Here is a 26,936-nt window from a genome sequence, read left to right as displayed (position 1 = left end):
CTCCGGGTTATTCAATGACGCTGCCGCGCTTGAGGTATTTGGCCATGGCGACGGTTCCAACAAATCCCATAACCGCAATCAGCAGCGCAGACTCAAGGTACATGCGTGTTTTTAGCGTGATGCCCAACAGAATGATCAATGCGATGGCGTTAATGTAGAGGGTGTCGAGCGCCAGTATCCGGTCCGGCGCATCCGGGCCCTTGATCAGGCGGTAAACGTTCAGCAAGGCGGCCAGCGTGACCATGGCAATGGTGATGTAGAGCGCGGTTAGCATCATTGGAACATCTCCAGCAAAGGCTTTTCGTACCGGTTCCGGATGGTGTCGATGACTTCCTGCTCGTCCTCGGCGTCCAGGGCATGTATCAGCAGCAGTGTGTTGTCATCGCTCACATCCGCGCTAACGGTGCCCGGCGTCAGGGAAATGGTGCTGGCGAGAATGCTGATAGCCAGCGGATCCTTGAGTTCCAGGGTGTAGCAGATGAACATCGGGCGTGGTTCGCGAGGGCTCAGTATCAGCCTTGCCACATCAACGCTGGCGACCACAATGTCCCACAGAACCCGCAACAGGTAGGCAGGTGTCTTCCAGGCCTTGAGCAAGGTGGGTGGATCTGGCCAGAAACCCTGGGTCATCAGGGGGATTATCCAGGCCAGGATCAGTCCAAGAACAATACTGCCGCCACTGATGCCGTCACTCAGAAATTGCCACATGACGAACAGGGTCAGGCTCAGCCAGGGGTGGGGAAACCTCAGTCGATCAAGCATCAGTCATCCTCCCCGACCATAGGCATCTGCAGGATTTCGATATAGGCATTGTTATTGTGTAGCTGTTCGGCCGTTGCATCGGTATAGCGTGTTATTGGACCGGCAAACACGACCAGGACGATCGCCAGTGCGGTGAGCGCGCCTGCTGCTACAGAAATCCGACCATTCAATGGGTCCGGCTTTTCCAGATGCCCGTCGACGGTTCGCCAGAAAACAATACTGCCGGCCCGACTGTAGGCAATGATTGTGAGGAAGCTGCCAACCAGCAGCACTGACCAGAGCCAGGCCATTTCGAAACCGGGCTCAACGGACTGTAGAATCAGCAGCTTCCCAATGAAGCCGCTGAGCGGAGGCAACCCGGCGGCGGCAACGGCACCGATCAGAAACAGCACGCTCAGGAAAGTGCGGTTATGCATCCTGGGCGCGGTGATGATGCGATCTTTTGCGCTGCCGCGCTGGTTGGCTATCAGTTCCGATACAAGGAACAGGCCGCCGACGGTCCAGGTCGTGCTGAGCATATAGAACAAGGCGGCAGACAAGCCGGCTTCGGAGCCCAGAGAGATGGGAGCCAGCAGGGTGCCCACGGATATGATTACCTGCCAGGCCACAAGCGTCTTCAGGCTACCAGAGCCCAGAGCGCCTATGACGCCCATGGCCAGGGTGGCCAGAGCGATCGGGAACAGCCAATCCATGCCGAGATTGGCAAGCTCACCGGCTTCGTCGCCAAACACCAGCGGGTACACCCGCAGGATGGCGTAGATGCCCACCTTGGTCATGACCGCAAACAGAGCTGCAACGGGCGCCGTGGCTTTGGAGTAGGCACGGGGCAGCCAGAAACACAGCGGCAGAATGGCGGCCTTCAGGCCGAAGACTACCAGCAACATCATGCCGCCGGCCTTGACGATATTCAGGCTTTCACCGGTTACCTGGGGAACCTTGACCGCAAGGTCTGCCATATTCAGGGTGCCGGTGACGCTGTAGATCATGCCCACACTGATCAGGAAGATCGCCGAGCCGATCAGGTTGAGAACCACGTAGTGGAGGCCAGGCACAGTCCTTATGGTGCCTCCACCATGCATCAGCAGGCCGTAGGATGCGATCAGCAGCACCTCGAAGGCAACGAAAAGGTTGAACAGGTCACCGGTCAGGAAGGCGATGTTGAGTCCCATCAACTGGAACAGGAACAGGGCGTGGAACTGTCGGTTACCCTCGTCGGCGCCGCCGATGGCATACAGGTGGCAGAACAGGGCCAGAACGGAGGTCATGATCAGCATCAGCGCGGCCAGCCGGTCCAGAACCAGGACAATCCCGAACGGTGGCTGCCAGTTGCCAAAAGCATAAATGCGGTAACTGCCGTCGTTTGCCAGCACCAGAAGGACTATGGCCGAGACCAGGATCAGCACGGTGGTTGCCAGTGCCAGAGTCCGGCGCAGCGTGATGGGGGCATAGCCCATCAGTGCCTGCAGAATGCCGCCAAGCAGAGGAATCAGAATCGGAGCGGTAAGCCAATGGTTCATTTACCGGTTACCTCCTCGTCTTCCTGCTCCGGTGCTGGCGATTTATACGGTTGTTTGCCATCAACATGGTCATCTTCGTTATCCGCAAGGTTTCGTAGCGACATCACCACCACAAAGGCCGTCATGGCGAAGCCAATCACGATGGCCGTTAAAACCAGCGCTTGCGGCAGCGGGTCGGCATAGCTTTCCGCTGTGCCGATAATCGGTTGCTTGCCGGTAGCCAGGCGTCCGGTGGAGAACAGGAAAAGGTTTACCCCATAAGACAGCAGTGTCAGGCCAACCACCACGGGGAACGTGCGCGCCCGCAGCAGAAGATAAACGCCGGAAGCAGTCAGGGCACCAATCACCAATGCATAGACAAGTTCCATTACGCGCCCTCCCTCTTGCTCTTGATGGCCGAATGCGGCGATATGCGGCCAATGGTCACCAGCGCCAACAGGGTGGCCCCGATTACCGTGAGATAAACACCCAGGTCGAAGACCAGTGCTGAGGCTACCTCGAACTTGCCGACTACCGGCCAGGTGATATAGCCGAATGTTGAGGTCAGGAACGGATAGCCGAAGGCCAGGCTTGCTGCGCCGGCAATGGTTGCGAACAACAGGCCCAGGCCAATGACGTTGTGATATTTGAACGGAATCCGGTCCTGGGTCCAGTTCAGGCCACTGGCAATGTACTGGAGGATCAGGGCTATCGAGGTGATCAGACCCGCGATAAATCCGCCGCCGGGCAGGTTGTGGCCACGCAGGAAGATGAATGCCGACACCATCAGGGACAGCGGCAACAGTGGCCGGGCGATCAAACGCAGCATTAACGGGTAGGCATCCCGGGACCAGGCATGGCCTTCGCCATCACTGGGTGGTGGCGTCAGCGGCGTATTTTTCAGCAGCGCGTAAATGCCCAGGGCAGCAATCGCCAGAACCGTGATTTCGCCCAGGGTATCAAAGCCCCGGAAGTCCACCAGGATGACGTTGACCACGTTGGTGCCGCCACCGCCCGGTTTGCTGTTCTCAAGGAAGAAATCGGAAATCGAACTGAACGGTTGCGTCAACATGGCCAGGGTAACCAGAGTCATACCAATACCGGCAATACCCGCGATGGCGATATCCCGGAAGCGACGTTTCAGTGGGGTTTCCACGGGTGTCCAGCCAGGCATGTAGTAGAGCGCCAGCATGAGCAGAACAATGGTCACCACTTCCACCGACAACTGGGTCATGGCCAGGTCGGGCGCCGAGAAGCGGGCAAACGCCAGTGCAACGATCAGGCCCACCACGCTCAGCACAACCAGCGCGTAAAATCGCTGCCGGTGCACGGCAGCCGTCAACAGGGCACAAATGATCAGTACGCCTGCGGCAATGGCCGTGGGCCAGTCCACAGGGCTCAAGCCGGTCTCACCAATGAAGATACCCAGATCCAGCAGTGGCATGGCAGCGACTGCCAGCACGCTGACCACAAGCAGCATGCCGTATCTTTGCAGAGAGCCGTTCTCGATTCTTGCCGTAAAGCCGTTCGCCAGGTCGACGATCCGCAGTACGATCGCTTCGAATACGGCCTTCTCGTCAATTTCCTTGAAGCGCGCGTGGAAATCAAAGAATTTCTGGCGCTGGCTATACATGATCAAACCGCCAAAGAAAGCCGCAAAACTCATGATCAGTGGTAGGTTAAACCCGTGGATAACCGCCAGTTGATAATCCGGCACCTCGCCGCCAAGGGTGGCGTGGGCGGCAGCGTAGAGCAGAGGCCCGACCGATACCGCCGGGAACATGCCTACCATGATGCAGGCGAAGACCAGGATCTCCACCGGGATTTTCATGTACCGGGGCGGTTCGTGGGGCGGGTAGATGGGCAGATTGACGGGCTTGCCGTTAAAGAACACGTCGTGAATAAAACGTGCGGAATAGGCGACCGCAAAAATACCGGCCAGCGTGGCGACGATCGGCGGCAGCCAGGCCCAGATGCCGGGCAGATTCAGTTGCAGGGACTCGGCAAAGAACATTTCCTTGCTCAGGAAGCCGTTCAGCAGCGGAACCCCGGCCATGGATGACGCGGCCACCATGGCCAGAGTGGCCGTATGGGGCATGTATCGCCACAGGCCGTTAATCCGGCGCATGTCCCGGGTACCGGTTTCGTGGTCGATAATACCGGCGGCCATGAACAGTGAGGCCTTGAAGGTGGCATGGTTGATGACGTGGAATACCGCTGCCACCGCTGCCAGCTCGGTACCCATACCGAACAGCAGCGTGATCAGGCCCAGGTGGCTGACGGTGGAATGCGCCAGAAGCCCTTTCAGGTCGTGCTTGAACATGGCCACGTAGGCGCCAATCAGCAAAGTTGCCATGCCGGTAAAACTGACCATGTAGAACCATTGTTCCGTACCAGCCAATGCCGGGTACAAACGCGCCATCAGGAAAATGCCGGCCTTGACCATGGTGGCGGAGTGCAGGTAGGCCGAAACCGGCGTTGGCGCCTGCATGGCATGGGGCAGCCAGAAATGGAACGGGAACTGGGCAGACTTGGTAAACGCGCCCAGCAGTACCAGCGTCAGGGCGACGGGGTACATGGCGTGGGCTTTGATAACATCGCCGGCGGCCAGCACATCGTCCAGTTCAAAACTGCCGACAATGTTGCCGATGATCAGAATGCCCGCGAGCAACGCCAGCCCACCGCCACCGGTCACCGCCAGCGCCATGCGGGCGCCACGACGAGCGTCCTGTTTGTGGTTCCAGAAACTGATGAGCAGGAACGAGGTGAGACTGGTCAGTTCCCAGAAAATCATCATCAGCAAGAGATTGCTGGAGAGTACGATGCCCAGCATGGAGCCTTTGAAACAGAGCAGCAGCGCGTAAAACTTCCCGATATTCTCGGCCGGCTTCAGGTAATAGCGGGCATAGAGAATGATCAGCACGCCAATAATCAGAATCAGCAGTGCGAACAGCAGAGACAGTCCATCGAGGCGGAAGCTGAAGGAAATGCCGATCGCCGGTAACCACTCCCAGGATTGCAGGACGGTGCCACCGTTGGCCAGTGTTTCCCAGTGCGGGAACAGGGCAGCCAGGGCAATAAGCGCCGGAACAGAAGAGGCAATCGCAATCGCTGTCCGCCCCCCAAGGGCAAACAGCGGGGCAGCTATAGCCCCCAGAAATGGCAGAAATACAACCAGCGGTAGCGACATCGCAACCTCGTTATCGGTGTTCTTTTACATGAGTACCAAAGGCGTGTTTGCCTGAGTCTAGTCTCCGACCAGCCACCGTGCACGATGAGCATCGGGATCGGGTCGGCATGGGTCAGGGTGGATTCAGCAGGAAACAGGCGGGTCCGGGAAATACGGAAGGCGTCCCCGATGCCGCGCGATGTCAGCGGTAACGGGTGGGCGGGTGATTCTAATGCAGCCGAAGGACCTTGCGGTCATGGTTGCTCCGTCAGTCAAACTTGAAATGCGATGATACGTGGCCCGTCGGTCAGGTCAAGTCAACTTGCCATTGATCAAGTGTATACTCCCGATAAATATTCGATGAGAGTGCGCCATGACCAACGCCTATCCCAACCTGCTGAAACCGCTTGATCTGGGGTTCACTGAGCTCAAGAACCGGGTGCTGATGGGGTCGATGCATACCGGCCTCGAAGACCGTTTCTGGAATATCCACAAGTTCGCCCGGTATTTTGCCGAACGGGCGGAAGGTGGCGTCGGGCTCATGGTAACCGGTGGCTTTTCTCCCAACCTGGTGGGGCAGCTGGCGCCGCTCGCGTCTACGATGAATAACCGTGCGACTGCTTTGCTGCATCGTCATGTGACCGGGGCCGTGCATGAAGCGGGCGGAAAAATCTGCCTGCAATTGCTGCACGCCGGGCGTTACGGTTATCAGCCGCTGATTGTGTCGGCCTCGGCCACCAAGGCACCGATCAGTCCGTTCAAGGCCAGAGCCCTCTCGACAAAAGGTGTGGAACGGCAGATCAATGACTTCGTGAATGCCGCCAAGCTGGCTAAATTCGCCGGCTACGACGGCGTTGAGGTGATGGGCTCTGAAGGCTATTTTATCAACCAGTTCCTGTGTGAACGCACCAACAAGCGAACCGACAAGTGGGGTGGGCCTTACGAAAACCGAATGCGCTTGCCGGTGGAGATCGTTCGCCGCATGCGTGAGGCGGTCGGGCCGGAATTCATCATTATTTACCGCCTGTCCATGCTGGATCTGGTGGAAGGCGGCCAGACCTGGGAGCAGATCGTCACTCTGGGCAAGGCTATCGAGAAAGCCGGTGCAACCATTATCAACACGGGTATTGGCTGGCACGAGGCCCGCGTTCCCACCATCGTGACCTCGGTACCCCGCGGCGGCTTTGCGGATGTGACAGCCAAGTTCTATGGCGAGGTGGACATCCCGGTGTGTACCACCAACCGTATCAATACGCCTGAAAAAGGCGAGGAAATCCTTGCTGCCGGTAAGGCTGACATGGTGTCCATGGCACGCCCGCTGCTGGCCGACAGCGAGTTTGTCCGCAAGGCGGAACAGGGGCGCGGCGACGAGATCAATACCTGTATCGCCTGCAATCAGGCGTGTCTGGACCATGTGTTCCAGGCCAAGCGCGCCTCCTGTCTTGTAAACCCCCGGGCCTGCCACGAGACCGAACTGGTGCTCACGGTAGCGCCTGTCGTCAGGCGCGTAGCGGTGGTCGGCGCCGGTCCCGCTGGCCTGGCAGCAGCCACCACGGCGGCAAAACGGGGGCACAAGGTTACCCTGTTTGAAGCTGACGACAAAATTGGCGGCCAGTTCAATTACGCCAAACGTATTCCGGGCAAGGAAGAGTTCTACGAAACCCTGCGCTATTTTCAGCGTCAGATTGATCTGCTGGAAATCGACCTGCGGCTCGAAACCCGTGTGGGGGCCGACGAGCTGATCGAACAGGGCTTTGACGACGTGATCATCGCCACCGGCGTCAAACCACGAACACCGAAGATTGAAGGCATCGACCACCCGAAAGTCCTTGGGTACCTGGATGTACTACGCCACAACAAACCGGTGGGCAAGTCGGTGGCTGTGATCGGGGCTGGTGGTATCGGTTTTGATGTCAGTGAATTCCTGACTCACGACTTTGGCAAGCACCCGGAAGGCGAACAGGTGAGTGTGGCTGAATGGCAGGCGGAATGGGGGGTGAATCCCACGTTTGAGGGCCCCGGCGGCCTGGCTGAACGGGCGCAGACCCCATCGCCCCGCAAGATCTATCTGATGCAGCGTAAAACCGGCAAAGTCGGCGGCGGCCTGGGCAAAACCTCAGGCTGGGTGCACCGAAGCAGCCTCAAGCATCGGGACGTCGAAATGCTCCGGGGTTGCCGTTACGATCGAATCGACGATCAAGGCCTGCATATTACCCTGACCGACAAGGACGGAAAGACCGGCGAGATCAGAGTTCTGGCCGTGGACAACGTGATCATCTGCGCGGGACAGGAAAGCTATCGGGAACTGTTCGACCAGCTTGCTGATAAAGGCGTGAAAGCGCACCTCATTGGGGGTGCTGATGTGGCGGAAGAGCTGGATGCCAAAAGGGCCATCCGTCAGGGAACCGAAATCGCGGCAGCCATCTAAAAAGTGACCTGCTACGTCATCAGTTGACCGGAAGTGGCGTTCGATAGCTGTTGTCTGGATAAATGGCTATCGAACGGTTTTCAGGGCATTGGAAATCGCCTCTGCTTCGGCTTCCAATACCTGGCAACGCAGGCTGTTACCCTGCTGACTGGCCTGCGCGAGCTGCTTGCGCTTCATATCGTATAGCCGGTTAAGTACATCGGCCCGGCTCTGCTTCAACGGTGCGTTCATGGAAACGACCTCCCCCGAAGGGTTAATACTGTCAAGATTATTTACGTACAGCGGCAAAAAATCGCCTACAAGACAGTTTGATGCATAACCCGCGCCACAGAAACACTACCAAAGACTGAATTGTGACCTGTAACACCATACTATCGGCCGAATTTCGCCCGATAGGCGCCCGGTGAAAGCTTCGTATGCCGACGAAACAGCCGGCTGAACGAACTCACATCCTCGTATCCGACCGCCCGGGTGACCGACTCAAGCCCCCCCGTTGAGGATTCGAGTAGCCTGCGAGCCTCCTCCACACGGAGTAGCTGCAGATAGCTGGACGGTGAATCCCCTGTCGCCTGCCGGAACCGACGTAACAGCGACCTTTCGGACAACCCGGCGAAGCTGGAAAGCTCTGGCAATGAAACCGGCTCTCTGAAATGCGCCTCCAGCCAATCCTGAACCTGGTGAACCACCGTGTCTGAATGGTATCGCTTGGCCTGCAGCACGCTATAGGGAGCCTGGCTCGTGCGCCCGGCGTCAATCACAAACGCCTTCGCCAACTCACGGGCCACCTGCGCACCTGCCAGCCGCTCAACCAGATACACCCCCAGATCCCACCAGGCCATACCACCCCCGGCGCAGGCCACGGGGCCATCAACCGTGACCAGCTTGTCGGCATGGAGATTTACAGCCGGAAACTGCCGTCTGAACTGTTCACCAAACCCCCAGTGTGTGGTGGCCTCCCGACCGTCCAGTAACCCCGCCGCCGCCAATAAAAACGCGCCGGTACAGTTACTGGCCACCCGAACATCGCCGGGCGTCGCAGTCGGAAACTTTGAAAGCCACTGAATCAGGAGGGGGTTGGTTTGCAGAACTTCATCAATGGGTGCACCAATGGTCGGAATAATCAGCAGGTCATCGGCACCCAGTTCGTCAATATCCTGCCAGGAACCATCCGCCAACAGGGTCACGCCATTGATGCATCGGCAGGGCTCGCCATCCTCGGTCAGCAGCCGGGTTCTGAACCATGCCGTCGGCTGCTCGCCATGAATTCGGGCCCAGGTCACCCCGGCCAGGCGAAACAGGTCGATCATACCGGTGATGGCGCTGGCCAGAGCTCCGTTGAAGCCGATGATAGTGACGGTTTTCACTGGGACAATTCCTGTTTTCTGGCTTGTGGCGTTGCATGAACTGGCATGACGGCATTCTCTAAATCAGGCCGCTGGCATGGGGATTCTCTTCCGGGAGTGTGCGCAGCAGGGAAGCTGCGCTCAAGCCCCCAGGGATGGGTTCACGGCGTCTCCCGGAAGAGAATCCCCATGGCAGTGGCCGTCTTGCTAACGCAAAGGTTGGCGGATTCAGCCAAGAATAAGTCAGAAATGACAATTCCAACAACCATAGCCGTTATGAGACGCTATGACCAATCAACAGGAGACCAAGAATGACCGACACCCTGATAGACCGCCGCGATCTTGCATTCCAACTTTATGAGGTGATGGACACCGAATCCCTCATCCAGCGCGAGCGCTTCAGCGAACACAGCAAAGAAACCTTCGACGCCGTCATCGAAACCGCCGACAAAATGGCGAAAGAAAAATTCGCCAACCACAACAGTGCTGCCGACAAAGACGAACCCAAATTCGTCAACGGCCAGGTGGAAATGCTCCCGGACGTCAAACAGGCCTTCGATGCCTACGCCGAAGCTGGCTTCCTCGCTGGCCGATACGAGTACGATCTCGGCGGCATGCAATTGCCGGAATCCGTCATGGCGGCCTGCAACGGCTTCTTCACCGCCGCCAATCCCGGCACCGCCGGCTACCCGTTTCTGACCACCGCCGCCGCCAACCTGATCCGTGTATTCGGCAACGACGAACAGAAAACCAAATTCCTGCCCAATATGCTCAGCGGCCGCTACAGTGGAACCATGGCCCTGACCGAGCCCCACGCCGGCTCCAGCCTGGCTGACATCCGCACCTCCGCCACGCCCACCGACGACGGCCACTACCTGATCAAAGGCGCCAAAATCTACATCTCTGGTGGCGAGCAGAGCATCACCGAAAATATCGTTCACATGGTGCTGGCGAAAATCAAAGGCGCACCGGCTGGCGTAAAAGGCATCTCCCTGTTCATCGTCCCGAAATTCCATGTGGACGAGAACGGCAACCCGGGCGACCGCAACGGCGTCAGCCTCGCCGGCCTGATCCACAAACTCGGCTATCGTGGCACTACCAGTACCGCCCTGAGCTTCGGCGACGACGCTCCCTGCCACGGCTACCTGGTAGGTGAACCCCATCAGGGCCTGAAGTACATGTTCCAGATGATGAACGAAGCCCGCATCGGCGTTGGCTTTGGCGCCGCGGTGATCGGCTATCGGGGCTACATGCACAGCCTGGAATACGCCAAGGACCGCCTGCAGGGCCGCAAGGCCAGCGAAAAGAATCCGGAAAGCCCGCAAGTACCCATCATCGACCACGCGGACGTACGCCGCATGCTGCTGGCCCAGAAAGCCTACAGCGAAGGCGGCCTGGCGCTCTGCCTCTACGGCGCTCGCCTGATGGATGATCAGCACACCCACCCGGATGACCAGAAACGAATGGAAGCCGGCAAGCTGCTGGATTTGCTTACCCCGGTGATCAAAGCCTGGCCCTCGGAATACGGTCCGAAAGCCAACGATCTGGCAATCCAGGTCTACGGCGGCGCTGGCTACACTCGCGAATACCCGGTCGAGCAGTGCTGGCGCGACAACCGCCTGAACCCCATCCACGAAGGCACCAACGGCATCCAGGCTCTGGACCTGCTGGGCCGTAAAATCTGGCAGGACCAGAGCCACGGCCTGCAGTTGCTGATGCAGGAAATGCAGGTGGATCTGCAGGCGGCCACCACTGAGCGCTGCCAGCAGTGGGCGTTGTCTCTGAGTGAGACTTTGCAGCAGGCGGTAAAAGTCACCCAGAGCCTGGGTAAATCCCTGATGGGCGGCGAAGTCGACAAAACCCTGGCCAACGCCAGCTGCTATCTGCACCTGTTCGGCCACATTATCGTGGCCTGGATGTGGCTGCGGCAGGCCAATGCCGCAGCCCACGCACTGGGGTCTGCTAACAGCGACAGCGAACGCAACTTCTACCAGGGCAAACTGCAGGCCGCCCAGTACTTCTTCCACTGGGAATTACCCACCGTGGCTCAGGATCTGGTGCTGCTGCGGAATCAGGATGATACGTGTCTGAACATGAAGGCCGATTGGTTCTAGTTTTGGTGCTCTTTGTATCACTAGCCTGCGAGTGTTGGGGTAGTGCGATCGGCTGGGCGCCCTTTCAGGGACACGCTACGAGCACGTCCATGTGCGCTCGACTGTGGCCATCCATGGCCACAGACGGTCCCTGAAAGGACTCCCAGCCGTTCGCGCCCGCACATGGGCATAGCCTGTTGACAAGAAAACATGAAAGGAAAGCGCAATGGCTCTGGTAAATGTTGATAAGAAAAATCATGTTTTGCTGATCGGACTGAATCGCCCGGAAAAAATGAACGCCATGAACCGGGCCATGTACCACGAAATCGCTGCCGCCTATTACCAGCTCCAGAACGATCCGGAGCTGCGCGTGGCAGTGATGTACGCTGAAGGTGACCACTTCACCAGCGGCCTGCAACTGGATGACTGGGCCGGCGTGTTCGCCAACGGTAAAGGCATTGAACCCGGCGAAGGCGAACTCGACCCGTTCGATATTACCGGCGATAGCCTCACCAAGCCGGTGGTCTTCGCCGCCCAGGGCATCTGCTTCACCTGTGGCGTCGAGATGATGCTCAACACCGACACCCGCGTGGCCGCGAAAGGCACCCGCTTCGCTCAGCTGGAAGTGAAACGCGGCATCTTCGCCTGCGGTGGCGCCACCATTCGCCTGCAGCGGGAAATCGGTTGGGGCAACGCCCAGCGCTACCTGCTCACTGGTGATGAATGGACCGCGGAACAGGCTTACCAGTGGGGCCTGATTCAGGAACTGGTGGAACCCGGCGAACAATTCAACAAAGCCATGGAAATCGCCGAAAAGATTGCCAAAGCCGCACCTCTGGGCGTTCAGGGCAGCCTGAAATCGTCCAAGATTGCCGTGTCCGAAGGCCAGGAAGCGGCCAAGGAACGTCTGTTCCCGGAACTACGCCCGGTCATGGCCAGCGAAGATGTCAAAGAAGGAATCCGGTCATTCCTGGAGAGAAGAGAGGCGGTGTTCAAAGGCAAGTAGCAGGATTGCCCTGTTAATCGAGATTTAGTCCTTAGCGAATCGTCGAATCAGCGACTATCTCAGGGAAGCGAAAGCGGCGGGTTGGGGCCACCCTTCCGGGAGTGTGCGCAGCAGGGATGCTGCGCTCAAGCCCCCATGGATGGGTTCACGGCGTCTCCCGGAAGGGTGGCCCCAACCCGCAGCCGGCGCCCAACCAACAGGCTGGTGCGGGCAATCAAACCACGAAATCAGGCAGCCTCAGACTCAGAAGAAGAGCCAGCCCGCCGAGCCGCAGCCTCCGCTGCCACTTTCGCAGCATAGTCCGCATACTTGGCCATCAACTCCTCCTTGCGATCAGGGTCCCAGTTAATCTTCGACAGATCCCCTTCATAGTGGTCAATTACCCGCTTATCCATCGTCTCGTACCACCACTGGGGCAGGTAGGCCGGCAACAGCATCGATGCGTACCCTCCCGGCAACTGGGGCGCCTTTTCAAAATGGCGCAAGGCCTGGAAACTCCGGGTCGGATGGGCGTGGTGGTCAGAATGCCGTTGCAACTGATACAGGAACAGGTTGGTCACAATGTGATTGCTGTTCCAACTGTGCTCCGGCTTCGTGCGCTCATACTTGCCATTCTTGTCCTTCTGCCGCAACAGACCATAGTGCTCGATGTAATTCACACTCTCCAACAGACTCGCGCCATAAACCGCCTGCGCTGCCAGGAACGGCACCGCCCTCGGGCCACAGACCAGCGTCGTGGCGCCAAAGAACCCGGCCGTCATGGCCCAACCCTGTAGCAGTTCGTTATCAAGACTCCAGAAGCTCTTACCCTTGCGTTCCAGCCGAGCCTTTTCGATCTTGACCGACGACTTGATGCCGCCGAACACGGTTCGGGGCAGGAACTTCCAGAAACTCTCGCCCATTCGGCTGCTGGCGGGGTCCTCCGGTGTGGCTACCCGCTTGTGATGACCAAAATTATGTTCCACCACAAAGTGGGTGTAGGCGGTGGGAGCCAAGGCGGCCATGGCCATCAGTTTGTTCAGTTTATTGGACTTATGGCCCAGTTCATGGGCGGTGTTGATGCCTACCCCGTTGATGGCGCCTACGGTCAGGGTCAGGCCGATCTTGTCCTCGAGTGGTGTGTTTTTCCGGCTGGCCAGCCAGGCGCCCATGAAGGTCATGGCGTACTGGGTGGGGATAAACGCCTTCACAATACGGTCGTAATACTTGTCCCGCTCCAGGGTCTTTACCGCCGATTCAGGGGGATTGCTCTTATCTTCACCGATCGCCCGGTCCAGTGCCGGAATAATGCCGTGCACCAGTGCCGGCCCGGTCCAGGCCAGAGCCTTCAGTCGTTTCGGGGCCAGGGCATAGCCAGTCAGAGCGGCAAGGCCAATGCCTGGAAGCGCAGGCCCCAACAGCCACATGTAGCGCTTGGGATCTTTCCAGGTCTCGGCCTTGGTGGCGGTGTCTTTTGAATCCGATGCCCCGGTTTTCCGGGGCGCGGCGACCTGGTGCGTGTCGAGCGAGGATTTCACTTTGGCGTTCATATGGGCTCTCCGTGGAACTCGTTGTGTTTGTTTGTTCAATTTATGTCGGACAATCTGGCAATACAACAAGTAAGAGAGTCTGGCTAAGCGAACTGGCCTCTAATGACAATCAGGCTCCAGCTGGCGAATCCAGAGCTTGTGGTCCAGACTTCTGGAAACAAAAAAAAACAGGGAAGCGTCGAATGAGTGCCACCAATCCATCTCCGGCTACTATGTCCTGGACGTTGCAACAACGGCTCCAGGAATACGCGCGCGCCATGAAACTGGCGGAAATCATCTATCAGGACCCGAATGGACAGGTCTGCGTGGTTCACGGCGTTATCCGGGAAGTGCTTAGCCGGGCCGGGCGGGATTTCGTGGTGCTGGGAAAAGGACAGGTGGTCTCAGCGGACCACATCATCATGATCGACGGTGAGCGGTTAACGAAAGGGTAATCGCCCGGTAATTGATATTGACCACCGGCTGCCTCTACTCTGTTGGCGTTGTACACATATACCGACAGAGGGACATGTTATGAACAAGTTTACCTTGAGCGCACTCGCACTGGTTGCCACGCTTGGACTTTCTGCCTGTAGCTCCGAGAGCGATGAAGGCGCGGATTTTGAAGAAGCGGGTGAAAATGCCGAGGAAATGATGGATGACGCCGCGAACGCCACCGAAGAAACCTGGGAAGAAGCCACTGGCCAGGATGAAGGCGTGATTGGTGAAATGCAGGAAGGCGCAGAAAACGCCGGCGACGAGATTGAAGAAGCCGCCGATGAAGCTGGCGACTCCATGGAAGAAGCAGCTGACTCCATGGAAGAAGGCTATGACGAAATGACTCAGTGATCACCTGAGTTGAGTCGCGCGGTTGCGGGGCCTTTGGGCCCCGTTTCTGTTTCTGCCTCACCGGTTGTCATCGAACGTTCAACACTCTGACTTAAATCTGTTTACGTCCTGTCACATTACTTGCCGACACTTGCCTCTCGAAATAAAGGACTTGTCCACCAATCCGAGAGAGGCAAACCATGGCCAAGCACGATCTTGATCCCAATTACCTGGACCCGAACTACGAGCCAGTCGTCAATCATTCCGAAAACACCCCGTTCCATCAGGTACTGTCTGCCAGAATGCAGCGTCGTACCGTCATGAAAGGTAGCGTAGGCGCCGCTCTGGCCAGCGTTATGGGGTTGGGGCTTGCCGGTTGTGGCAGTGACAGTGATAGTGACAACGATGGCGGTACTACCGGTGGAAACACATCCACCACTGAACTGGGTTTCAAGGCTGTCCCTACTTCAACCGCGAATCAGGTCGTTGTTCCCGAGGGATACTCCTCTGAAGCGTTTCTTCCCTGGGGCACGCCAATTACCGGGTCTTACCCGGCCTATAAGCCGGATGGCACCAATACCGGAGAAGAGCAAGAGCAGCAAATGGGCATGCATCATGACGGTGTGCACTTTTTCCCGATTGACCTGAAAGCCGGTGGCAACAGCTCCAGCGAAGGTCTGTTGGTGATGAACCATGAGTACATCAATCAAGGCGCTTTGCATGCCAACGGGGCTACCTACATCAACGGTATGCGTCCGGCCGATGAAGTGCGCAAGGAAATCGCCGCGCACGGTGTGTCTGTGGTTCATATCAAACGCGACAACAACGGCAAGTGGGATATTGTTTTCGGGAGTCCGTTTAATCGCCGGGTTACGGGTAATACCGAAATGGATATCCGTGGTCCGGTGCGTGGTTACGACAAACTGGTCACCAAATACAGTCCGGATGCAACGGAAACCCGCGGTACTCTGAACAACTGCGCGATGGGCCCGACGCCGTGGGGAACTTACCTTGCGGCTGAGGAAAACTGGCACGGGTACTTCGCTAATAGCGATGCAACGCAGCCCCGGGAGCAGACCCGCCATGGCGTCGGCGATTCAAGCCGCTACGACTGGGAGTTGGCTGACAGCGGTGCGGATCAATACGTGCGCTTTGATGTTACCCCGACGGGTGCGTCGGCGGCGGATGATTACCGGAATGAGGCCAATACCTACGGTTTCATGGTGGAAATTGATCCGTTTACTCCAGAGAGCAAACCACAGAAGCGAACTGCGCTGGGCCGCTTTGGTCACGAGGGTGTGATTTTTGCGCCGGTTAAGGAAGGTGAGCCGGTCGTATGTTATTCCGGTGATGATTCCCGTTTCGAGTACATCTACAAATTTGTCTCCTCAAAGCCCTACTACGCTGCAACGGCCGGTGGCTACCTCCTGGACGAGGGTACGCTCTACGTGGCTCGCTTTAACGACGATGGCTCAGGCGACTGGCTGGCGCTGGATCTGAACGATGCGGATTTTGCTGCCAAAGTGGCTGCGGCCCAGGGCGAAATGGTTGGCAACGTTCAGTTTGATGGTTTTGAGAATCAGGCTGATGTTTTGTTGAACACTCGCCTGGCTGCCGACATCGCAGGTGCGACCCCGATGGATCGCCCGGAGTGGGGGGCTGTAGATCCGAATTCCGGTCAGGTTTACTTTACGCTGACCAATAACTCCCGCCGGACGGAGGAGCAGGTTAACGCGGCAAACCCGAATGCCAACAACCGCACCGGTCATATTATTCGCTGGAGCGAAGACGGCAACGATCACACTGCAACCAGCTTTGACTGGGATATCTTCGTGTTCGCCGGTGAGCAGGGCACGGAAACCGTGGTTGACGACCAGGTTATCGTATCTCTGACTGATGACAACATCTTCAACAGTCCGGATGGCCTCTGGTTCGATTATAACGGCCGCCTCTGGATTCAGACCGACGGCTCCGATGCAGCACCTTATCAGAACAACATGATGCTGGCGGCCAACCCGGAAACCCGCGAGATCAAGCGTTTCTTCGTTGGGCCGGTTGGCTGTGAGGTTACAGGCGTTGTCTCCACACCGGATGTGAAGACCATGTTCGTCAATATCCAGCACCCGGAAGCAAACTGGCCGGATGCTAACGATCCGCGTCCGCGTGATGCAACGGTTATCGTAACCCGCAACGATGGTGGCGTTATCGGTGCCTGATCAGCCATAACGGTTGTCAGGCGCTGCCAAAAAGCCCGGGCGGACTCGTTCCGCCCGGGCTTTTCTCTTCTGTATTTCAGGTTTCCTTCCAGATGCCGATAAACTCCTTGGGCCCTGCAATAGTGGTATCTTTAGTCCACTAAAGTAGGAGTTATTAACCTATATCATTTCTTTAACCTCAGGGATGGCCTGCAATAACAACATGCTTGCGTTAGCAATGACAAAGATGAGGGCACCATGGGTTTACTCGATCGCACTGCAATTTTATGGGGGGTGGGCATTGCTGTTGCGCTCGGTATTGCCTGCATTCTGGTGGCTCCGTTGATGGGGCTCGATGCCGCCTCTCTGTTAATCGGGCTCCTTGTGGGCCTTGCTGCTGCGGCTTGCTATCTGGTTTTACGGGTGCTTGAACCAATAGAGCGTGGAATCAACGGCCTGAATGATGGCTCCCTGGCTGACAATCATCCCTTGCGGGCTCAGTGTGCGCAGCTTCTGGCGGATGCCCGTGTGGGCAAGGCCCTGGTTGAAACCCTCTCGGCCAGTGCCGACAAGAATGCCATCTCGGCCGCCGAAGTCTCGTTTGCGGCGGATCAGGTGAAGCAGCGCCTGGACCGACAGGTGGAAGAAACCGCTCAGATGGCCGATTACGCGGGCCAGATCACGGAATCGGTTCGGGAATCATCGGAACAGGCCACCAACGCCGCCACCATGGCATTGCAGAATCGCGAAGTCAGCGTGGAGGGGCGTCAGTCATTGGTGTCGGCCATTGAAAATGTGCGCCTGGTGCATCAACAGTCGGAAGAAAACCTCAGGTTGATTCAGGCGTTGCATGAAAAATCCGGCAAGATCCAGGGCGTGACGTCCACCATTCAGGGTATCGCCGAGCAGACTAATCTTTTGGCACTGAATGCCGCTATTGAGGCGGCCCGCGCCGGTGAACAGGGCCGCGGGTTTGCGGTGGTGGCCGATGAAGTCCGGCAGTTGGCCGGGCGCACTGCCCAGGCCACCAGTGAAGTGGCGGACACCCTCGACGAAATTCAGAATGACACAACCAAGATTGTGTCCCGCATTGAATCTCTGGCGAAAACCGTGGAAGACGGGCTGACATCTGTAGAGAGCGTTGGCGGCCAGCTGGATCAGATTCGGGATCAATCCGACCGGGTTCAGCAGCAGGTTGCCCGTATTGCCGAGATCGACCAGAACAACGAGCAGAGTCTGGCCCAGGTGTTTTCGGCTATTGAGTCTGTCCGTGACCATATATCCGAAAGTGATACCAGTGTGGCATCGCTGGCGGACCAGGCTTCCACGTTGATGGAGCTGGCGGAGAAGGCGAATGCTGCCTTTGCGCTGAACAGCAGCGAAAGCTACCACCGGCCGTTTTATGAGAAAGCACTGGAAGGGGCGCAGCAGATTGGCCAATTGTTTGAGGCGGCAATTCGAGAGGGCCGTTTGAGTGAAGCGGCGCTGTTTGACAAGAAGCGAACACCGATTGCCAACACCCAGCCCCAACAGTATTCCAGCAGCTTCGATCGGTTTACTGACCAAGTGTTTCCGGCAATACAGGAGCCCATCAAGAAATCCCATGAGGCCATTGTGTTCTCCATCGCCTGCACGCCGGACGGTTATGTGCCTACCCATAATAAGGATTTTGCCCACCCGCCGAGTGGTAATCCGGAAGTGGACCTGGTGAAAAGCCGCAGCAAGCGACTGTTCAATGACCGCACTGGCATTCGCTGCGGGAGTCATACCGAAAGTATGCTGCTCCAGACCTATCGCCGGGACACTGGTGAAATCATGCACGATCTGTCGGTGCCCATCTATGTGAACGGCAAGCACTGGGGCGGGTTCCGGGTTGGGTATCGGCCGGCGGGGAATTGATCGCACTGGGCACCCGCCAAGGCTGTGATAGACTGCCGGGGACGTAACAAGGAGAATTCCTGTGTCCGAAACCGAGTATATCCCCGCAAAACCTGACGGCCAGCAATCACAGGAGCCCAGCTCTGCGAGGAATCTGGCGGTGGTGGTTTACATCCTGCAGGCGTTGTCTTTTTTTCTGGGGGGGGTGACGGCACTGGTGGGCGTGATTATCAACTACGTCAAACTGGATGATGTCCGTGGTACCTGGATAGAGCCCCATTTCCGCTGGCAGATCCGCACCTTCTGGATTGGTTTGCTGTGGACAGTCATCGGGGTGATTACCACCATGCTGATTGTGGGCTGGTTTATTCTGCTGGGTATTGCGATCTGGGTGATCTACCGAATTGTCAAAGGTGCCCTGGCCCTGAACGATGGCAAGACCCCGATTTAACGGGGTCTTGATGGCTCAGTCTTCCGTCACTTCTTCCAGGCGTAATGCGCTCAGCATGCCCGCCAGCCCCATCAGTCCCAATACCAGAATCACCGCCACGTCCGAAATCATGGAAATGGCGGCTGTGAACCCCCCGGTTACCAGCAGCAACACACCGATAACGGTATTGCTGACCGCAGTGTAGTCTGTCCGTTTGTTGCCTCCGGCCATATCCACCAGATAGGTTTTGCGCCCCAGGCGCACGCCGGCATGGGCAATACTCAGCACAAAAAACGCCACCGGATAGAACCAGGCACCGCCAAACCCGGGGCCCAGCACCAGTGCCAGAACACCAACCACCAGGCAGACCGAGCTGGCCATGGTGGCACCCCGAATCATCACTCGGCGGCTGGAGGTGTCGGCGGCCCAACCCCAGAAGCTGGCGCTCAGGGAGCTGGCCAGACTGCTGGCGAGCAGAAAGACGCCCAGCATCCAGCCAATATCGGATTCCTGTTGGGCGAGCACCACGAAATAGGGAGACGCCAGAGCCGAACACAAAAGCAGTGCACGAGTGATGACAAAATGCCTGAAGGGCGCATCGTCCCGTAGCAGCGACAGACTTTTAAAAGCCTCGTTGATCGCGTTGCCACCGCCCCCTGTTTCCCCGGCATACTCTTCCACATTGGCAAACAGAACCCCGGCAATCACCCACAGCGTAGCTGCCAGGAGCAGCAATGTGGTGTAAAAGGCAATGCTGGGGTCGCCCCGATCCCAGAACAGCAGTCCTGTGAGCACCACCGTGGCGGTGCCACCAATGGTGGTTGCCAGCCCAGACAGCCGGCCCCGGCGGGTTTTGGGGATACATTTGCCCTGAACGTCTTTCATAGAGACCGAACAGAATCCCCGGGCCAGTGAAAACACAATAAGCGCCGCGACAATGCCGCCACCGGCCGCATAGCCTTCAAGAAACCACACGCTTGCCGCCATCGCAGCCACGCTGACGGCCTGCCCGAAACTGCCCAGGGTCCAGAACCATTTGCGCATCGCCTTGCGACGCACCCAGGCGGCGATCACCATCTGCGGCACCATGGAGCCGGATTCCCGGATAGGCACCAACCAGGCTACCAGAGCCGGTGCGCCAACGGCACTCATCAGCCAGGCCAGCACGGTCTTGGGGCTGATCAGCAAGTCTCCAAGTTTGGTGAGCACATTGCTGAACAGAATCAGGAAGAAGTTTCGGGGTACTTCCAGACAGGCTTCCTCCGGGATGTCTTTACAGACCCGTGCGTCCTCTTCGTTGGCAATCAGTCCGTAGAGCTGGTCGATGGTGTTGGGTTTGGTTGCTGGCAAAGGGCCGTCCTCCAGAAAAATGTTTGCCAAGCATACCAGTTAGCTCGGGTGTGCTTAAGCCGGAGGATCAGCCAGTGCGCGTCAAACAAGGTGGTGGTCCCACTGTACCGGTAGCCGCGCGATGTCTTTCGCAGCTTGTCCGGCGCTCAGTTGCACCAGTCGGCCCTGTCCCGAGGACACCAGGAAATCGCCTCCTGCCAGAGTCTGAATGCCGGCGCAGTCAGTGATGCGGGCTTTGGCAACCAGCTCCCCGGTCTTGCCGCGGAAGACAATAGCGGTGCCGCCCACGGGGGAAGCGGCGGCGATCAGGTCGTTTTCAGGATGGGCCACCACGCTGGCGATGTAGTTGCCGAGAGCGGCCTGGGTTTCCGGGTCAAAGCGATATTCCCGGAGTTGCCCATCTTCTATGCGCGCCAGCAGCGGAGGTCGCTCGTAGAGCGGTCCCTGGTACTGGTAGGCAACATAGACTTTGCCTTCGGTACTGACGCTGACGTGGCGGGAGCTCTGCTGGTGGTGGGCAGGGGCGAAGCGGCCAACGATCTGGCCGGACCGGCGATCCATCAGAATCAGGGCGGGTTGCATGGTATCCAGATTGAGTTTGATGCGGTCGTAATCAGGGTGAGTCAGAATGCCGCCCAGGCCGATGACCAGAGTGTTGCCGTCAGGATGCAGGGTAAGCTCATGGGGCCCGATGCCGGCCAGTTCAAAGGTGTCCACCCGTTTATAGTCCTGCTCGGCATCGTAGACGGCGACAATGCCTTCGCCGGGCTGGTAGCGGCTGGCCGTGGCGTAAAGCCACCGGCCATCAGGTGAGAACACGCCGTGGCCGACAAAGTGTTCGCCTTCCGGGGCCATAATGCGGTGTCTGCGTTGCCCGGTTTCTGCATCGAAAACATAGAACGACCAGCCCGGTCGGCGCTCAAAAAACAGAGTATCTTTTCGGCCGGGCCGGTTACAGCCGCTGTGGCATCGGGTGTCTACCGGCGCCTGCCACTGAACGTTGCCGGATCGATCAAAGGCACTCACGCCAAAGCGTCCATCCGGCAGGCCAACCGCGCCGGCATAGCGTTCGGGCTGTGGGCCGGTTTTGCGGGGGAGCAACGAGCAGCCGGTGAAGGTGGCGGCCATACCTCCGGCGACGGTGGCTTTGATCAGGGTTCTGCGATGGATGAGCATGGGTATACCTGTTCAGTCGCCGTCACTTGAGTTGAAGCCACGTACTACGCCAAGCGCCACGGCGGCTTCGTCATTGATCAGCGTTGAAAGCTGGGAAACATCCACAAAGAGCCCTTGCAGAATGCGGAACCGCTCATCACTCTCCATGAGCGTTGCCATGGCAGCATGGGCTTCCGGAAAGTTGTCAGCCACTTTCTCAAACTGCCTCTGAATGCGCTCTGCCAGTTCGGTCTCGCCGTCGGTTTTCAGTGAGGTGATCAGTCCGGGAAGGTAGAATTTCTCGAGCCCTGCCACTGTTGCTTCCACCGCCATCAGACTCTGGCCACTGCGCCAGGCATCGGTGATGTAAGGATTGCGTTTGCCATTGCCCCTTAGCCCCATGGGCTGCGCCAGCCGTCGCTCTTCCAGTATTTCAAGCGCCGTCATGCCGGCTTTGATGGTGGTGTCGCGGTATGGCCCGGTGTCCAGATAGTGTTGTTTGAAACTCGCCCAGCTGTCTGCGAGCCCCCGGGCATTACGTGCCATATGCCGGGTGACCGCCGAGAGCACCTCACAGTTTTTGGCTGCGGGCAGGGCGTTCTCCCCACTGTTGAGTTGCTCGTCGAACAGCAGGTATTCGGCCATGGGAAAGCCCTGAACCGCCACCCCGGATTGGTTGATCACCTCGGCGTTAACGGGGGCTTCGGTGCCAAGCAGATACCGGGCCTTGCGAGCGACCAGGTTTTTCGGGTCCGGCCAGAACTGGAATTGCCAGGACAGGTTGTTGTTCTCCATCGGGCCGAAGTCAACAAAGCGGACCCGCTGCCAGGCCAGGAAGGCATCGAGCCAGGCATCGTTCAGGGCCGGTCGGCTGTCGGACGTCGGTGCGTTGCAGTAGCCGACCGCCGCCGATGCCAGTTGTTCGGTTTTGGTTGCCAGCGATTCGTAGCCGTTTTGAATTGCGCCATGCCACTGTTCGCGGGCCTGGGTATCGGCGTTGGCCCCGAGTGCCGCCGTAGTGCAGACAAGCAGGGCGGAGGCGAAGAACAGTCTGGTGATCGGTTGCATAGTGGATCCTCAGAGTGAATTCAGAAAATCGATCAGGGCGCTGCGCTCCGACTCGGCCATCTGACGATAGCGGTCAGCTGCCGGCCGGGCTTCGCCACCGTGCCAGAGAATGGCTTCTTCCAGCGTGCGGGCGCGGCCGTCATGCAGAAAACCGGACTGGGGGTTAACCACCTGGGCCAGGCCGATGCCCCAAAGCGGTGGCGTGCGCCACTCGTTGCCGTCAGCGAGGAACTCGTCCCGGCCGTCTGCCAGGGCCGGGCCCATGTCGTGCAGTAACAGGTCGGTGTAGGGCCAGATGGTCTGGTTGCTCAGATCCGGGCGGTCGGCCACTTCTCCGGTCTGGTATTTCGGGGTGTGGCAACCGGCACAGCCGGTTTCATTGAACAGCCTGGCGCCTTTCTGCACGGATTCAGCGCCCAGATCCCGACGGGCAGGTACCGCCAGACTCTTGGCGTAGAAGGTGACAAAGTCGGCGACCTTGTCGCTCACTTCGGGCTCACCACCGGGAGTAAACCGTTCGCACTGTTGTTCCGGGGTGCAGTCGGTGGTGGGTTTGATGGACGATGTCAGGCCCATATCGCCGGCGAAGGCGCCCATGCTTTGCTGGTGCACATCCGGTTCCGCGGCTTTCCAGCCAAACCGGCCCGGCAGCGTTTGCTGGCTGGCGACATCCCACACCTGATTAAGCTTGCCGGAAATCCCGTTGTTGTCGGTATCTTCCGGATCGGCCAATGCCTCAAGATCGGCAATAGGGATGGCTTCCAGCAGTCCCATGCCGATCATTTGTGGTGCCACCCGGGGAGAGACCAGCAAATTTGCCGGCATAGGACCATAGTTGGGGTTCTCGATGCGATATTCCGGTTTGCGCAGTTCAACCACCGTTCCATCCCCAAGTATTTCCTGAACTGGCTCCCAGTCAATCACCAGATCCGCTTCCGGTTTTGCGGCCGGCAGGGCCGCAGTCTGCAATTGACTGCCGTAGACCGGTGCGGGTTTGAAACCGTGCTTGCGCAGGAGTTCTGCATCCTTGACCGGATCGGCGGGTACTGCCAGCCGCAGGAACAGGGAGACAGGCGGTTCATCAACGCCGGGCGGGTGTCCACGGCCATCCTTGATGTGACAACCCTGGCAGGAGTTGGTATTGAACAGGGGGCCCAGGCCGTCCCGGGCATCGGTGCTGGCCGGTGCTTCCACCCAGGGATTGCGGAAGAAACTGTTGCCAACGCTGAAATCCAGGCGTTTGGTCATGGACAGGTTGCCCTGGGGCAGCGAGTAGGCGTTGGTGTCGGCCTGATTGACCGTGCCTTCACCGCCTGTGGCCGGTGTAGTTTGTATCGGGTAACCAGCGTGAGTCTCTGCAATCAGGGGTTGAGTGCTGAAGGCCAGCGGCAACAGACAGAAGATGAGTGCTCGTTTCATAACTACTCGCGTTTCAGAATGGAAGAAGCCATGGAAAATCGACCTTCGGGCATAAAGGAGGGTTTTCCATGGCTTGTTCTTGTTAGCAGGATACCGGGAGTTTCTATCTCCCGGTATCCGTTTACTGCAACCGGATCAATCAGAATGAATGGCCGGCGTCGTCCGGGGACAGGGCTTGAATGCCCAGTTGCCGTGCAGCCTGCTCGATAGAGCCGGTCTGCTCAACCAACGCCATGATAGCACCGTTGACAATGCGGGTGCCTTCCGCGTTGCCCGGGGCGATCATGGTGTCAAAGGCCATCGGGTTCTGGCTGCTCTCGGCGCGGGCTTTCATGAGCGCCAAGGCTTCCATTGACGCGTCCAGCTGACGGTTCAGGCGAGCATCCAGCTCCGGGTTGGTCTGCTCAACCAGGTCAGACAGGGACGGGCCTGAAACCACAGAGCCATCTACGCGACGATAGGTGCCGGTATACACGTTCTGGATGCCCTGGCCGTTGTAGTAGTGCGAGTTGTGGGTGTTATCGCTGAAGCAGTCGTGTTCGTCTTCATAGGAGTTGGCTTCCAAGGCAACTTTCATGCGCTCACCGGCCAGCTCGCCGAGGGACAGGGAACCCATACCGAACAGCATTTTCTGGATGCCCTCGTCGGCGTTTGCGGACGTCAGCTGGGAACGGTAGTTGTCTGAGGTGCCCGGGGCCCACTGGGCAACCATCCACTCCAGATCATCGACCAGCAGATCAGTCACGGCATCCAGATACTGGGCACGGCGCTCACAGTTGCCGTTGGTGCAGTCGTTGCCTTTGGCGTAGTCAGTAACCGGGCGCTCGCCTGCGCCACCTTCAAAACCGTGCAGATCCTGGCCCCACAGCAGGAATTCGACCGCATGGTAACCGGTGGCTACGTTGGCTTCGGAACCGCCGACTTCGTTCAGGTCGGCCAGTAGTTCAGGGGTGAGTGTTGCCACATCCAGAGTTTCCCCGCCGACGTTAATGCTGTTGCTGGCGACGATGTTGGCGGTTGCACCGGCATTGCCGAGTTCGTGCTGGTAGTCGTCGGCTTTGACGTAGTCGATCAGGCCTTCGTCCAGTGGCCAGGCGTTCAATTGGCCTTCCCAGTCATCCACGATGGCATTGCCGAAGCGGAAAACTTCTGACTGCTGGTAAGGAACCCGTGAGGCCAGCCAGGCTTCTTTTGCCGCTTTGAGGTTGGCTTCGGTGGGGTTGGCAATCAGGCGGTCAGTAGCCTCGTCCAGCGCACGCGCAGTAATCAGGGCATCCTCATAGGTGGCATGGGCCAGATCGGCGTAATGGGTTACCACCGATGCTTTGGTGGCCGGCGCACTTTGCTCGGCGGACCAGGGCGCGTTTGCGCAGCCCGCGGTAAGGGCTGTGGCAATGGTCAGTGCCAATGGGGCTGGGCGAAACAGGTTTTTCATTTCAAACTCCATGTTGATGAGGTCTTTTTGTAAATAAGAAATATTAGCGTTCAGATTATGGGTTTGGAAACCCTACATAGCAAGGGGTTTTTGATATCGGGCAAGCCCGAGACTCAGTTTTTGCTTTCAATACCGACCACCCTTCGGTTGGCCGTTCCGGAGGTCAGGCTCAGCAGGAAGCTTTCCAGGGCGTCAAGCTCATGCTTTTCAAGATTCAATGGCTTGAGCAGGACGGATGTTTGTGGAAATAGAGGGTCAGTCAGCTGGTGTTCTTTGGGTTTGGGTCTTGGCGCCCCGGCGTTATACATGGCCAGAATCCCACGGAGATGCGGAAAATTACCGGTTTGCATATAAGGCCCTGTTGCGGCGATATCCCGTAACGATGATGTACGAAAACGGCCCACATCGGCCGGCTTTTTCGTCACGTTATAACGCCCAAGATCTTCCAGTTTCCGGCCGTAGTAGGTCAGCCCGATATTGTGGAATTTTTTATCGGACAATAACGGTCCCATATGGCAATTGGCGCACCGAGCCCGGGTGCGAAAAAGATGCAGTCCCAGCAGTGCCTGGTCACTTAATGCGTCTCTATTGCCTCGCAGAAATCGATCAAACGGCGCAGATCGTGAGCGTAACGTACCCTGCCAGGTTTCCAATGCCTCCCCAGCATGCTCAAGGGTTATGGCATGGTCTCCGAAGATTTCCTGAAATTCCGCTCGGTAGTGCTCGGAATTGTTGAGCCTTGATTCTATGCCTTCCCGGGTTCCTGCCATCTCAATCGGGTTAAGCATGGGCTCAATGGCCTGTTCAGCCAGAGAGGATGCGCGTCCATCCCAGAACCAGGTGTCACGTAGGCCGGTGTTTAACAAGCTGGGGCTGTTCCGGGTGCCCTCCTGAAACCTGTGCCCGTTCGAGGTGCGGCGGCCATCGGCAAACCTTTGATCTGGATGGTGGCAACTGGCGCAGGTGAGCTGCTCCGATGCGGACAGTATCGGGTCGAAAAACAGCCTTTCGCCCAAAATCCTCAGTTTCTGTTCCCTGGCATCAGGTTTTGCTGGTGGCGGGATTAACCCCAATTCCTGGTAGTCAATGCCCTCGTCAATGGTGGGTTTCGGCCAGAGTGCCGGGGGTTGCTCGTAGCATCGTCTCAGTTGAGAAATGGAGGCCTCGCAATCCGTGCTCGTCACATTTTTCGGGCGGCTTGAGTTTGCTCCGGAAGCCTGAGTACCGGCCAGCAGGAGAGTCAGGGCAAAGGGAATGAGCTGCGGTGTGCGTAAACAAGAAAAAATCGGCATAGGTCTTCCTAATATCGTTAAACAAATAATAATGATTTGCATTACGAATTCAAGTCGGCATAATTTACATATATCAAAAAC

Annotated in this window: 22 protein-coding genes; 8 read left to right on the top strand and 14 right to left on the bottom strand. The window is 57.9% G+C overall.

Features of this window, described 5'->3' with window-relative positions:
• Positions 1 to 7: 7 nt before the first annotated feature.
• From C7436_RS07140 to C7436_RS07120, 5 genes are read right to left on the bottom strand one after another with little or no spacing between them, the layout of a single operon-like run.
• A complete protein-coding gene (locus C7436_RS07140) occupies positions 8 to 277 on the bottom strand; it encodes a K+/H+ antiporter subunit F (protein WP_011786297.1) in 270 nt (89 codons plus the stop codon).
• The gene (locus C7436_RS07135) at positions 274 to 762 is read right to left on the bottom strand and encodes a Na+/H+ antiporter subunit E (RefSeq protein WP_023009135.1); all 489 of its coding nucleotides are present in this window, start codon (positions 760 to 762) and stop codon (positions 274 to 276) included. Before C7436_RS07135 ends, C7436_RS07140 begins: the two co-directional genes overlap by 4 nt.
• Positions 762 to 2,279, bottom strand: coding sequence for a monovalent cation/H+ antiporter subunit D (locus C7436_RS07130; protein WP_121207186.1), 1,518 nt, complete (start codon positions 2,277 to 2,279; stop codon positions 762 to 764). The genes C7436_RS07135 and C7436_RS07130 overlap by 1 nt, the downstream gene beginning before the upstream one ends.
• Positions 2,276 to 2,647, bottom strand: a complete 372-nt coding sequence (locus C7436_RS07125) for a Na+/H+ antiporter subunit C (RefSeq protein WP_011786294.1) — start codon at positions 2,645 to 2,647, stop codon at positions 2,276 to 2,278. Before C7436_RS07125 ends, C7436_RS07130 begins: the two co-directional genes overlap by 4 nt.
• The gene (locus C7436_RS07120; RefSeq protein ID WP_011786293.1) at positions 2,647 to 5,448 is read right to left on the bottom strand and encodes a monovalent cation/H+ antiporter subunit A; all 2,802 of its coding nucleotides are present in this window, start codon (positions 5,446 to 5,448) and stop codon (positions 2,647 to 2,649) included. The genes C7436_RS07125 and C7436_RS07120 overlap by 1 nt, the downstream gene beginning before the upstream one ends.
• 352 nt (positions 5,449 to 5,800) lie before the next feature.
• Here C7436_RS07120 and C7436_RS07115 point away from each other — a divergent pair, with 352 nt between their 5' ends.
• Positions 5,801 to 7,855, top strand: a complete 2,055-nt coding sequence (locus tag C7436_RS07115) for an NADPH-dependent 2,4-dienoyl-CoA reductase (RefSeq protein ID WP_121207185.1) — start codon at positions 5,801 to 5,803, stop codon at positions 7,853 to 7,855.
• 66 nt (positions 7,856 to 7,921) lie between these two features.
• Here C7436_RS07115 and C7436_RS18815 read toward each other — a convergent pair whose 3' ends face one another.
• Positions 7,922 to 8,086, bottom strand: coding sequence for a hypothetical protein (locus tag C7436_RS18815; protein WP_011786291.1), 165 nt, complete (start codon positions 8,084 to 8,086; stop codon positions 7,922 to 7,924).
• 140 nt (positions 8,087 to 8,226) lie between these two features.
• The gene (locus C7436_RS07110) at positions 8,227 to 9,219 is read right to left on the bottom strand and encodes a GlxA family transcriptional regulator (protein WP_121207184.1); all 993 of its coding nucleotides are present in this window, start codon (positions 9,217 to 9,219) and stop codon (positions 8,227 to 8,229) included.
• Between the two features lie 290 nt (positions 9,220 to 9,509).
• On the opposite strand from C7436_RS07110, the gene C7436_RS07105 reads away from it, so the two are divergent.
• Complete coding sequence (locus C7436_RS07105) at positions 9,510 to 11,312, top strand: acyl-CoA dehydrogenase (RefSeq protein ID WP_121207182.1); 1,803 nt, start codon at positions 9,510 to 9,512, stop codon at positions 11,310 to 11,312.
• A gap of 205 nt (positions 11,313 to 11,517) precedes the next feature.
• Positions 11,518 to 12,297, top strand: coding sequence for a crotonase/enoyl-CoA hydratase family protein (locus C7436_RS07100; protein WP_121207180.1), 780 nt, complete (start codon positions 11,518 to 11,520; stop codon positions 12,295 to 12,297).
• Between the two features lie 227 nt (positions 12,298 to 12,524).
• On the opposite strand, the gene C7436_RS07095 is transcribed toward C7436_RS07100, so the two are convergent.
• Complete coding sequence (locus tag C7436_RS07095; protein ID WP_121207179.1) at positions 12,525 to 13,826, bottom strand: alkane 1-monooxygenase; 1,302 nt, start codon at positions 13,824 to 13,826, stop codon at positions 12,525 to 12,527.
• A gap of 182 nt (positions 13,827 to 14,008) precedes the next feature.
• Between C7436_RS07095 and C7436_RS07090 the strand changes: the two genes are divergently transcribed.
• The 5 genes from C7436_RS07090 to C7436_RS07070 all read left to right on the top strand — a co-directional run bounded on the left by C7436_RS07090 (position 14,009) and on the right by C7436_RS07070 (position 19,157).
• Positions 14,009 to 14,260 (top strand): hypothetical protein, encoded by a 252-nt coding sequence (locus C7436_RS07090; RefSeq protein ID WP_022987979.1) that lies wholly within the window; start codon positions 14,009 to 14,011, stop codon positions 14,258 to 14,260.
• Positions 14,261 to 14,339: 79 nt separating this feature from the next.
• On the top strand, positions 14,340 to 14,654 hold the full coding sequence (locus C7436_RS07085) for a hypothetical protein (protein WP_011786285.1): 315 nt from the start codon (positions 14,340 to 14,342) through the stop codon (positions 14,652 to 14,654).
• A 179-nt stretch (positions 14,655 to 14,833) separates the two neighbouring features.
• Positions 14,834 to 16,849 (top strand): PhoX family protein, encoded by a 2,016-nt coding sequence (locus C7436_RS07080; RefSeq protein WP_121207177.1) that lies wholly within the window; start codon positions 14,834 to 14,836, stop codon positions 16,847 to 16,849.
• A 237-nt stretch (positions 16,850 to 17,086) separates the two neighbouring features.
• Positions 17,087 to 18,727 carry a methyl-accepting chemotaxis protein gene (locus C7436_RS07075; RefSeq protein ID WP_121207176.1) on the top strand — a complete coding sequence of 547 codons (1,641 nt, stop codon included), beginning with the start codon at positions 17,087 to 17,089 and terminating at the stop codon, positions 18,725 to 18,727.
• Between the two features lie 61 nt (positions 18,728 to 18,788).
• Positions 18,789 to 19,157 (top strand): DUF4870 family protein, encoded by a 369-nt coding sequence (locus tag C7436_RS07070; protein WP_121207175.1) that lies wholly within the window; start codon positions 18,789 to 18,791, stop codon positions 19,155 to 19,157.
• A 15-nt stretch (positions 19,158 to 19,172) separates the two neighbouring features.
• On the opposite strand, the gene C7436_RS07065 is transcribed toward C7436_RS07070, so the two are convergent.
• The 6 genes from C7436_RS07065 to C7436_RS07040 form a co-directional block, all read right to left on the bottom strand.
• Positions 19,173 to 20,486 (bottom strand): MFS transporter, encoded by a 1,314-nt coding sequence (locus C7436_RS07065; RefSeq protein ID WP_121207896.1) that lies wholly within the window; start codon positions 20,484 to 20,486, stop codon positions 19,173 to 19,175.
• An 81-nt stretch (positions 20,487 to 20,567) separates the two neighbouring features.
• Entirely contained in the window at positions 20,568 to 21,662 is a 1,095-nt protein-coding gene (locus C7436_RS07060; RefSeq protein ID WP_121207174.1) for a DUF1513 domain-containing protein, read from the bottom strand.
• 12 nt (positions 21,663 to 21,674) lie between these two features.
• Positions 21,675 to 22,709: an imelysin family protein gene (locus C7436_RS07055; protein ID WP_121207173.1), complete on the bottom strand. Its 1,035-nt coding sequence runs from the start codon at positions 22,707 to 22,709 to the stop codon at positions 21,675 to 21,677.
• Positions 22,710 to 22,718: 9 nt separating this feature from the next.
• Positions 22,719 to 24,128: a di-heme oxidoreductase family protein gene (locus tag C7436_RS07050; RefSeq protein ID WP_121207172.1), complete on the bottom strand. Its 1,410-nt coding sequence runs from the start codon at positions 24,126 to 24,128 to the stop codon at positions 22,719 to 22,721.
• A 139-nt stretch (positions 24,129 to 24,267) separates the two neighbouring features.
• Positions 24,268 to 25,563 (bottom strand): imelysin family protein, encoded by a 1,296-nt coding sequence (locus tag C7436_RS07045; RefSeq protein WP_211329860.1) that lies wholly within the window; start codon positions 25,561 to 25,563, stop codon positions 24,268 to 24,270.
• 113 nt (positions 25,564 to 25,676) lie between these two features.
• A complete protein-coding gene (locus C7436_RS07040) occupies positions 25,677 to 26,897 on the bottom strand; it encodes a cytochrome-c peroxidase (RefSeq protein ID WP_211329859.1) in 1,221 nt (406 codons plus the stop codon).
• Between the last annotated feature and the right edge of the window lie 39 nt (positions 26,898 to 26,936).

This window comes from Marinobacter nauticus (genome assembly GCF_003634635.1).
Taxonomy (GTDB): Bacteria; Pseudomonadota; Gammaproteobacteria; order Pseudomonadales; family Oleiphilaceae; genus Marinobacter; species Marinobacter nauticus.
Note: the sequence above shows the minus strand (reverse complement) of the source record. Positions and strands in the feature narration are given on the sequence as shown.

Excerpts from the sequence above, each read along its gene's own strand:
- C7436_RS07100 (WP_121207180.1), top strand. The coding sequence starts at position 11,518 with ATGGCTCTGGTAAATGTTGATAAGAAAAATCATGTTTTGCTGATCGGA.
- C7436_RS07045 (WP_211329860.1), bottom strand. The coding sequence starts at position 25,563 with ATGAAAAACCTGTTTCGCCCAGCCCCATTGGCACTGACCATTGCCACA.
- C7436_RS07040 (WP_211329859.1), bottom strand. The coding sequence starts at position 26,897 with ATGCAAATCATTATTATTTGTTTAACGATATTAGGAAGACCTATGCCG.
- C7436_RS07140 (WP_011786297.1), bottom strand. The coding sequence starts at position 277 with ATGATGCTAACCGCGCTCTACATCACCATTGCCATGGTCACGCTGGCC.
- C7436_RS07130 (WP_121207186.1), bottom strand. The coding sequence starts at position 2,279 with ATGAACCATTGGCTTACCGCTCCGATTCTGATTCCTCTGCTTGGCGGC.
- C7436_RS07080 (WP_121207177.1), top strand. The coding sequence starts at position 14,834 with ATGGCCAAGCACGATCTTGATCCCAATTACCTGGACCCGAACTACGAG.
- C7436_RS07105 (WP_121207182.1), top strand. The coding sequence starts at position 9,510 with ATGACCGACACCCTGATAGACCGCCGCGATCTTGCATTCCAACTTTAT.
- C7436_RS07085 (WP_011786285.1), top strand. The coding sequence starts at position 14,340 with ATGAACAAGTTTACCTTGAGCGCACTCGCACTGGTTGCCACGCTTGGA.
- C7436_RS07075 (WP_121207176.1), top strand. The coding sequence starts at position 17,087 with ATGGGTTTACTCGATCGCACTGCAATTTTATGGGGGGTGGGCATTGCT.
- C7436_RS07095 (WP_121207179.1), bottom strand. The coding sequence starts at position 13,826 with ATGAACGCCAAAGTGAAATCCTCGCTCGACACGCACCAGGTCGCCGCG.
- C7436_RS07055 (WP_121207173.1), bottom strand. The coding sequence starts at position 22,709 with ATGCAACCGATCACCAGACTGTTCTTCGCCTCCGCCCTGCTTGTCTGC.
- C7436_RS07120 (WP_011786293.1), bottom strand. The coding sequence starts at position 5,448 with ATGTCGCTACCGCTGGTTGTATTTCTGCCATTTCTGGGGGCTATAGCT.
- C7436_RS07135 (WP_023009135.1), bottom strand. The coding sequence starts at position 762 with ATGCTTGATCGACTGAGGTTTCCCCACCCCTGGCTGAGCCTGACCCTG.
- C7436_RS07090 (WP_022987979.1), top strand. The coding sequence starts at position 14,009 with ATGAGTGCCACCAATCCATCTCCGGCTACTATGTCCTGGACGTTGCAA.
- C7436_RS07060 (WP_121207174.1), bottom strand. The coding sequence starts at position 21,662 with ATGCTCATCCATCGCAGAACCCTGATCAAAGCCACCGTCGCCGGAGGT.
- C7436_RS07125 (WP_011786294.1), bottom strand. The coding sequence starts at position 2,647 with ATGGAACTTGTCTATGCATTGGTGATTGGTGCCCTGACTGCTTCCGGC.
- C7436_RS18815 (WP_011786291.1), bottom strand. The coding sequence starts at position 8,086 with ATGAACGCACCGTTGAAGCAGAGCCGGGCCGATGTACTTAACCGGCTA.
- C7436_RS07115 (WP_121207185.1), top strand. The coding sequence starts at position 5,801 with ATGACCAACGCCTATCCCAACCTGCTGAAACCGCTTGATCTGGGGTTC.
- C7436_RS07050 (WP_121207172.1), bottom strand. The coding sequence starts at position 24,128 with ATGAAACGAGCACTCATCTTCTGTCTGTTGCCGCTGGCCTTCAGCACT.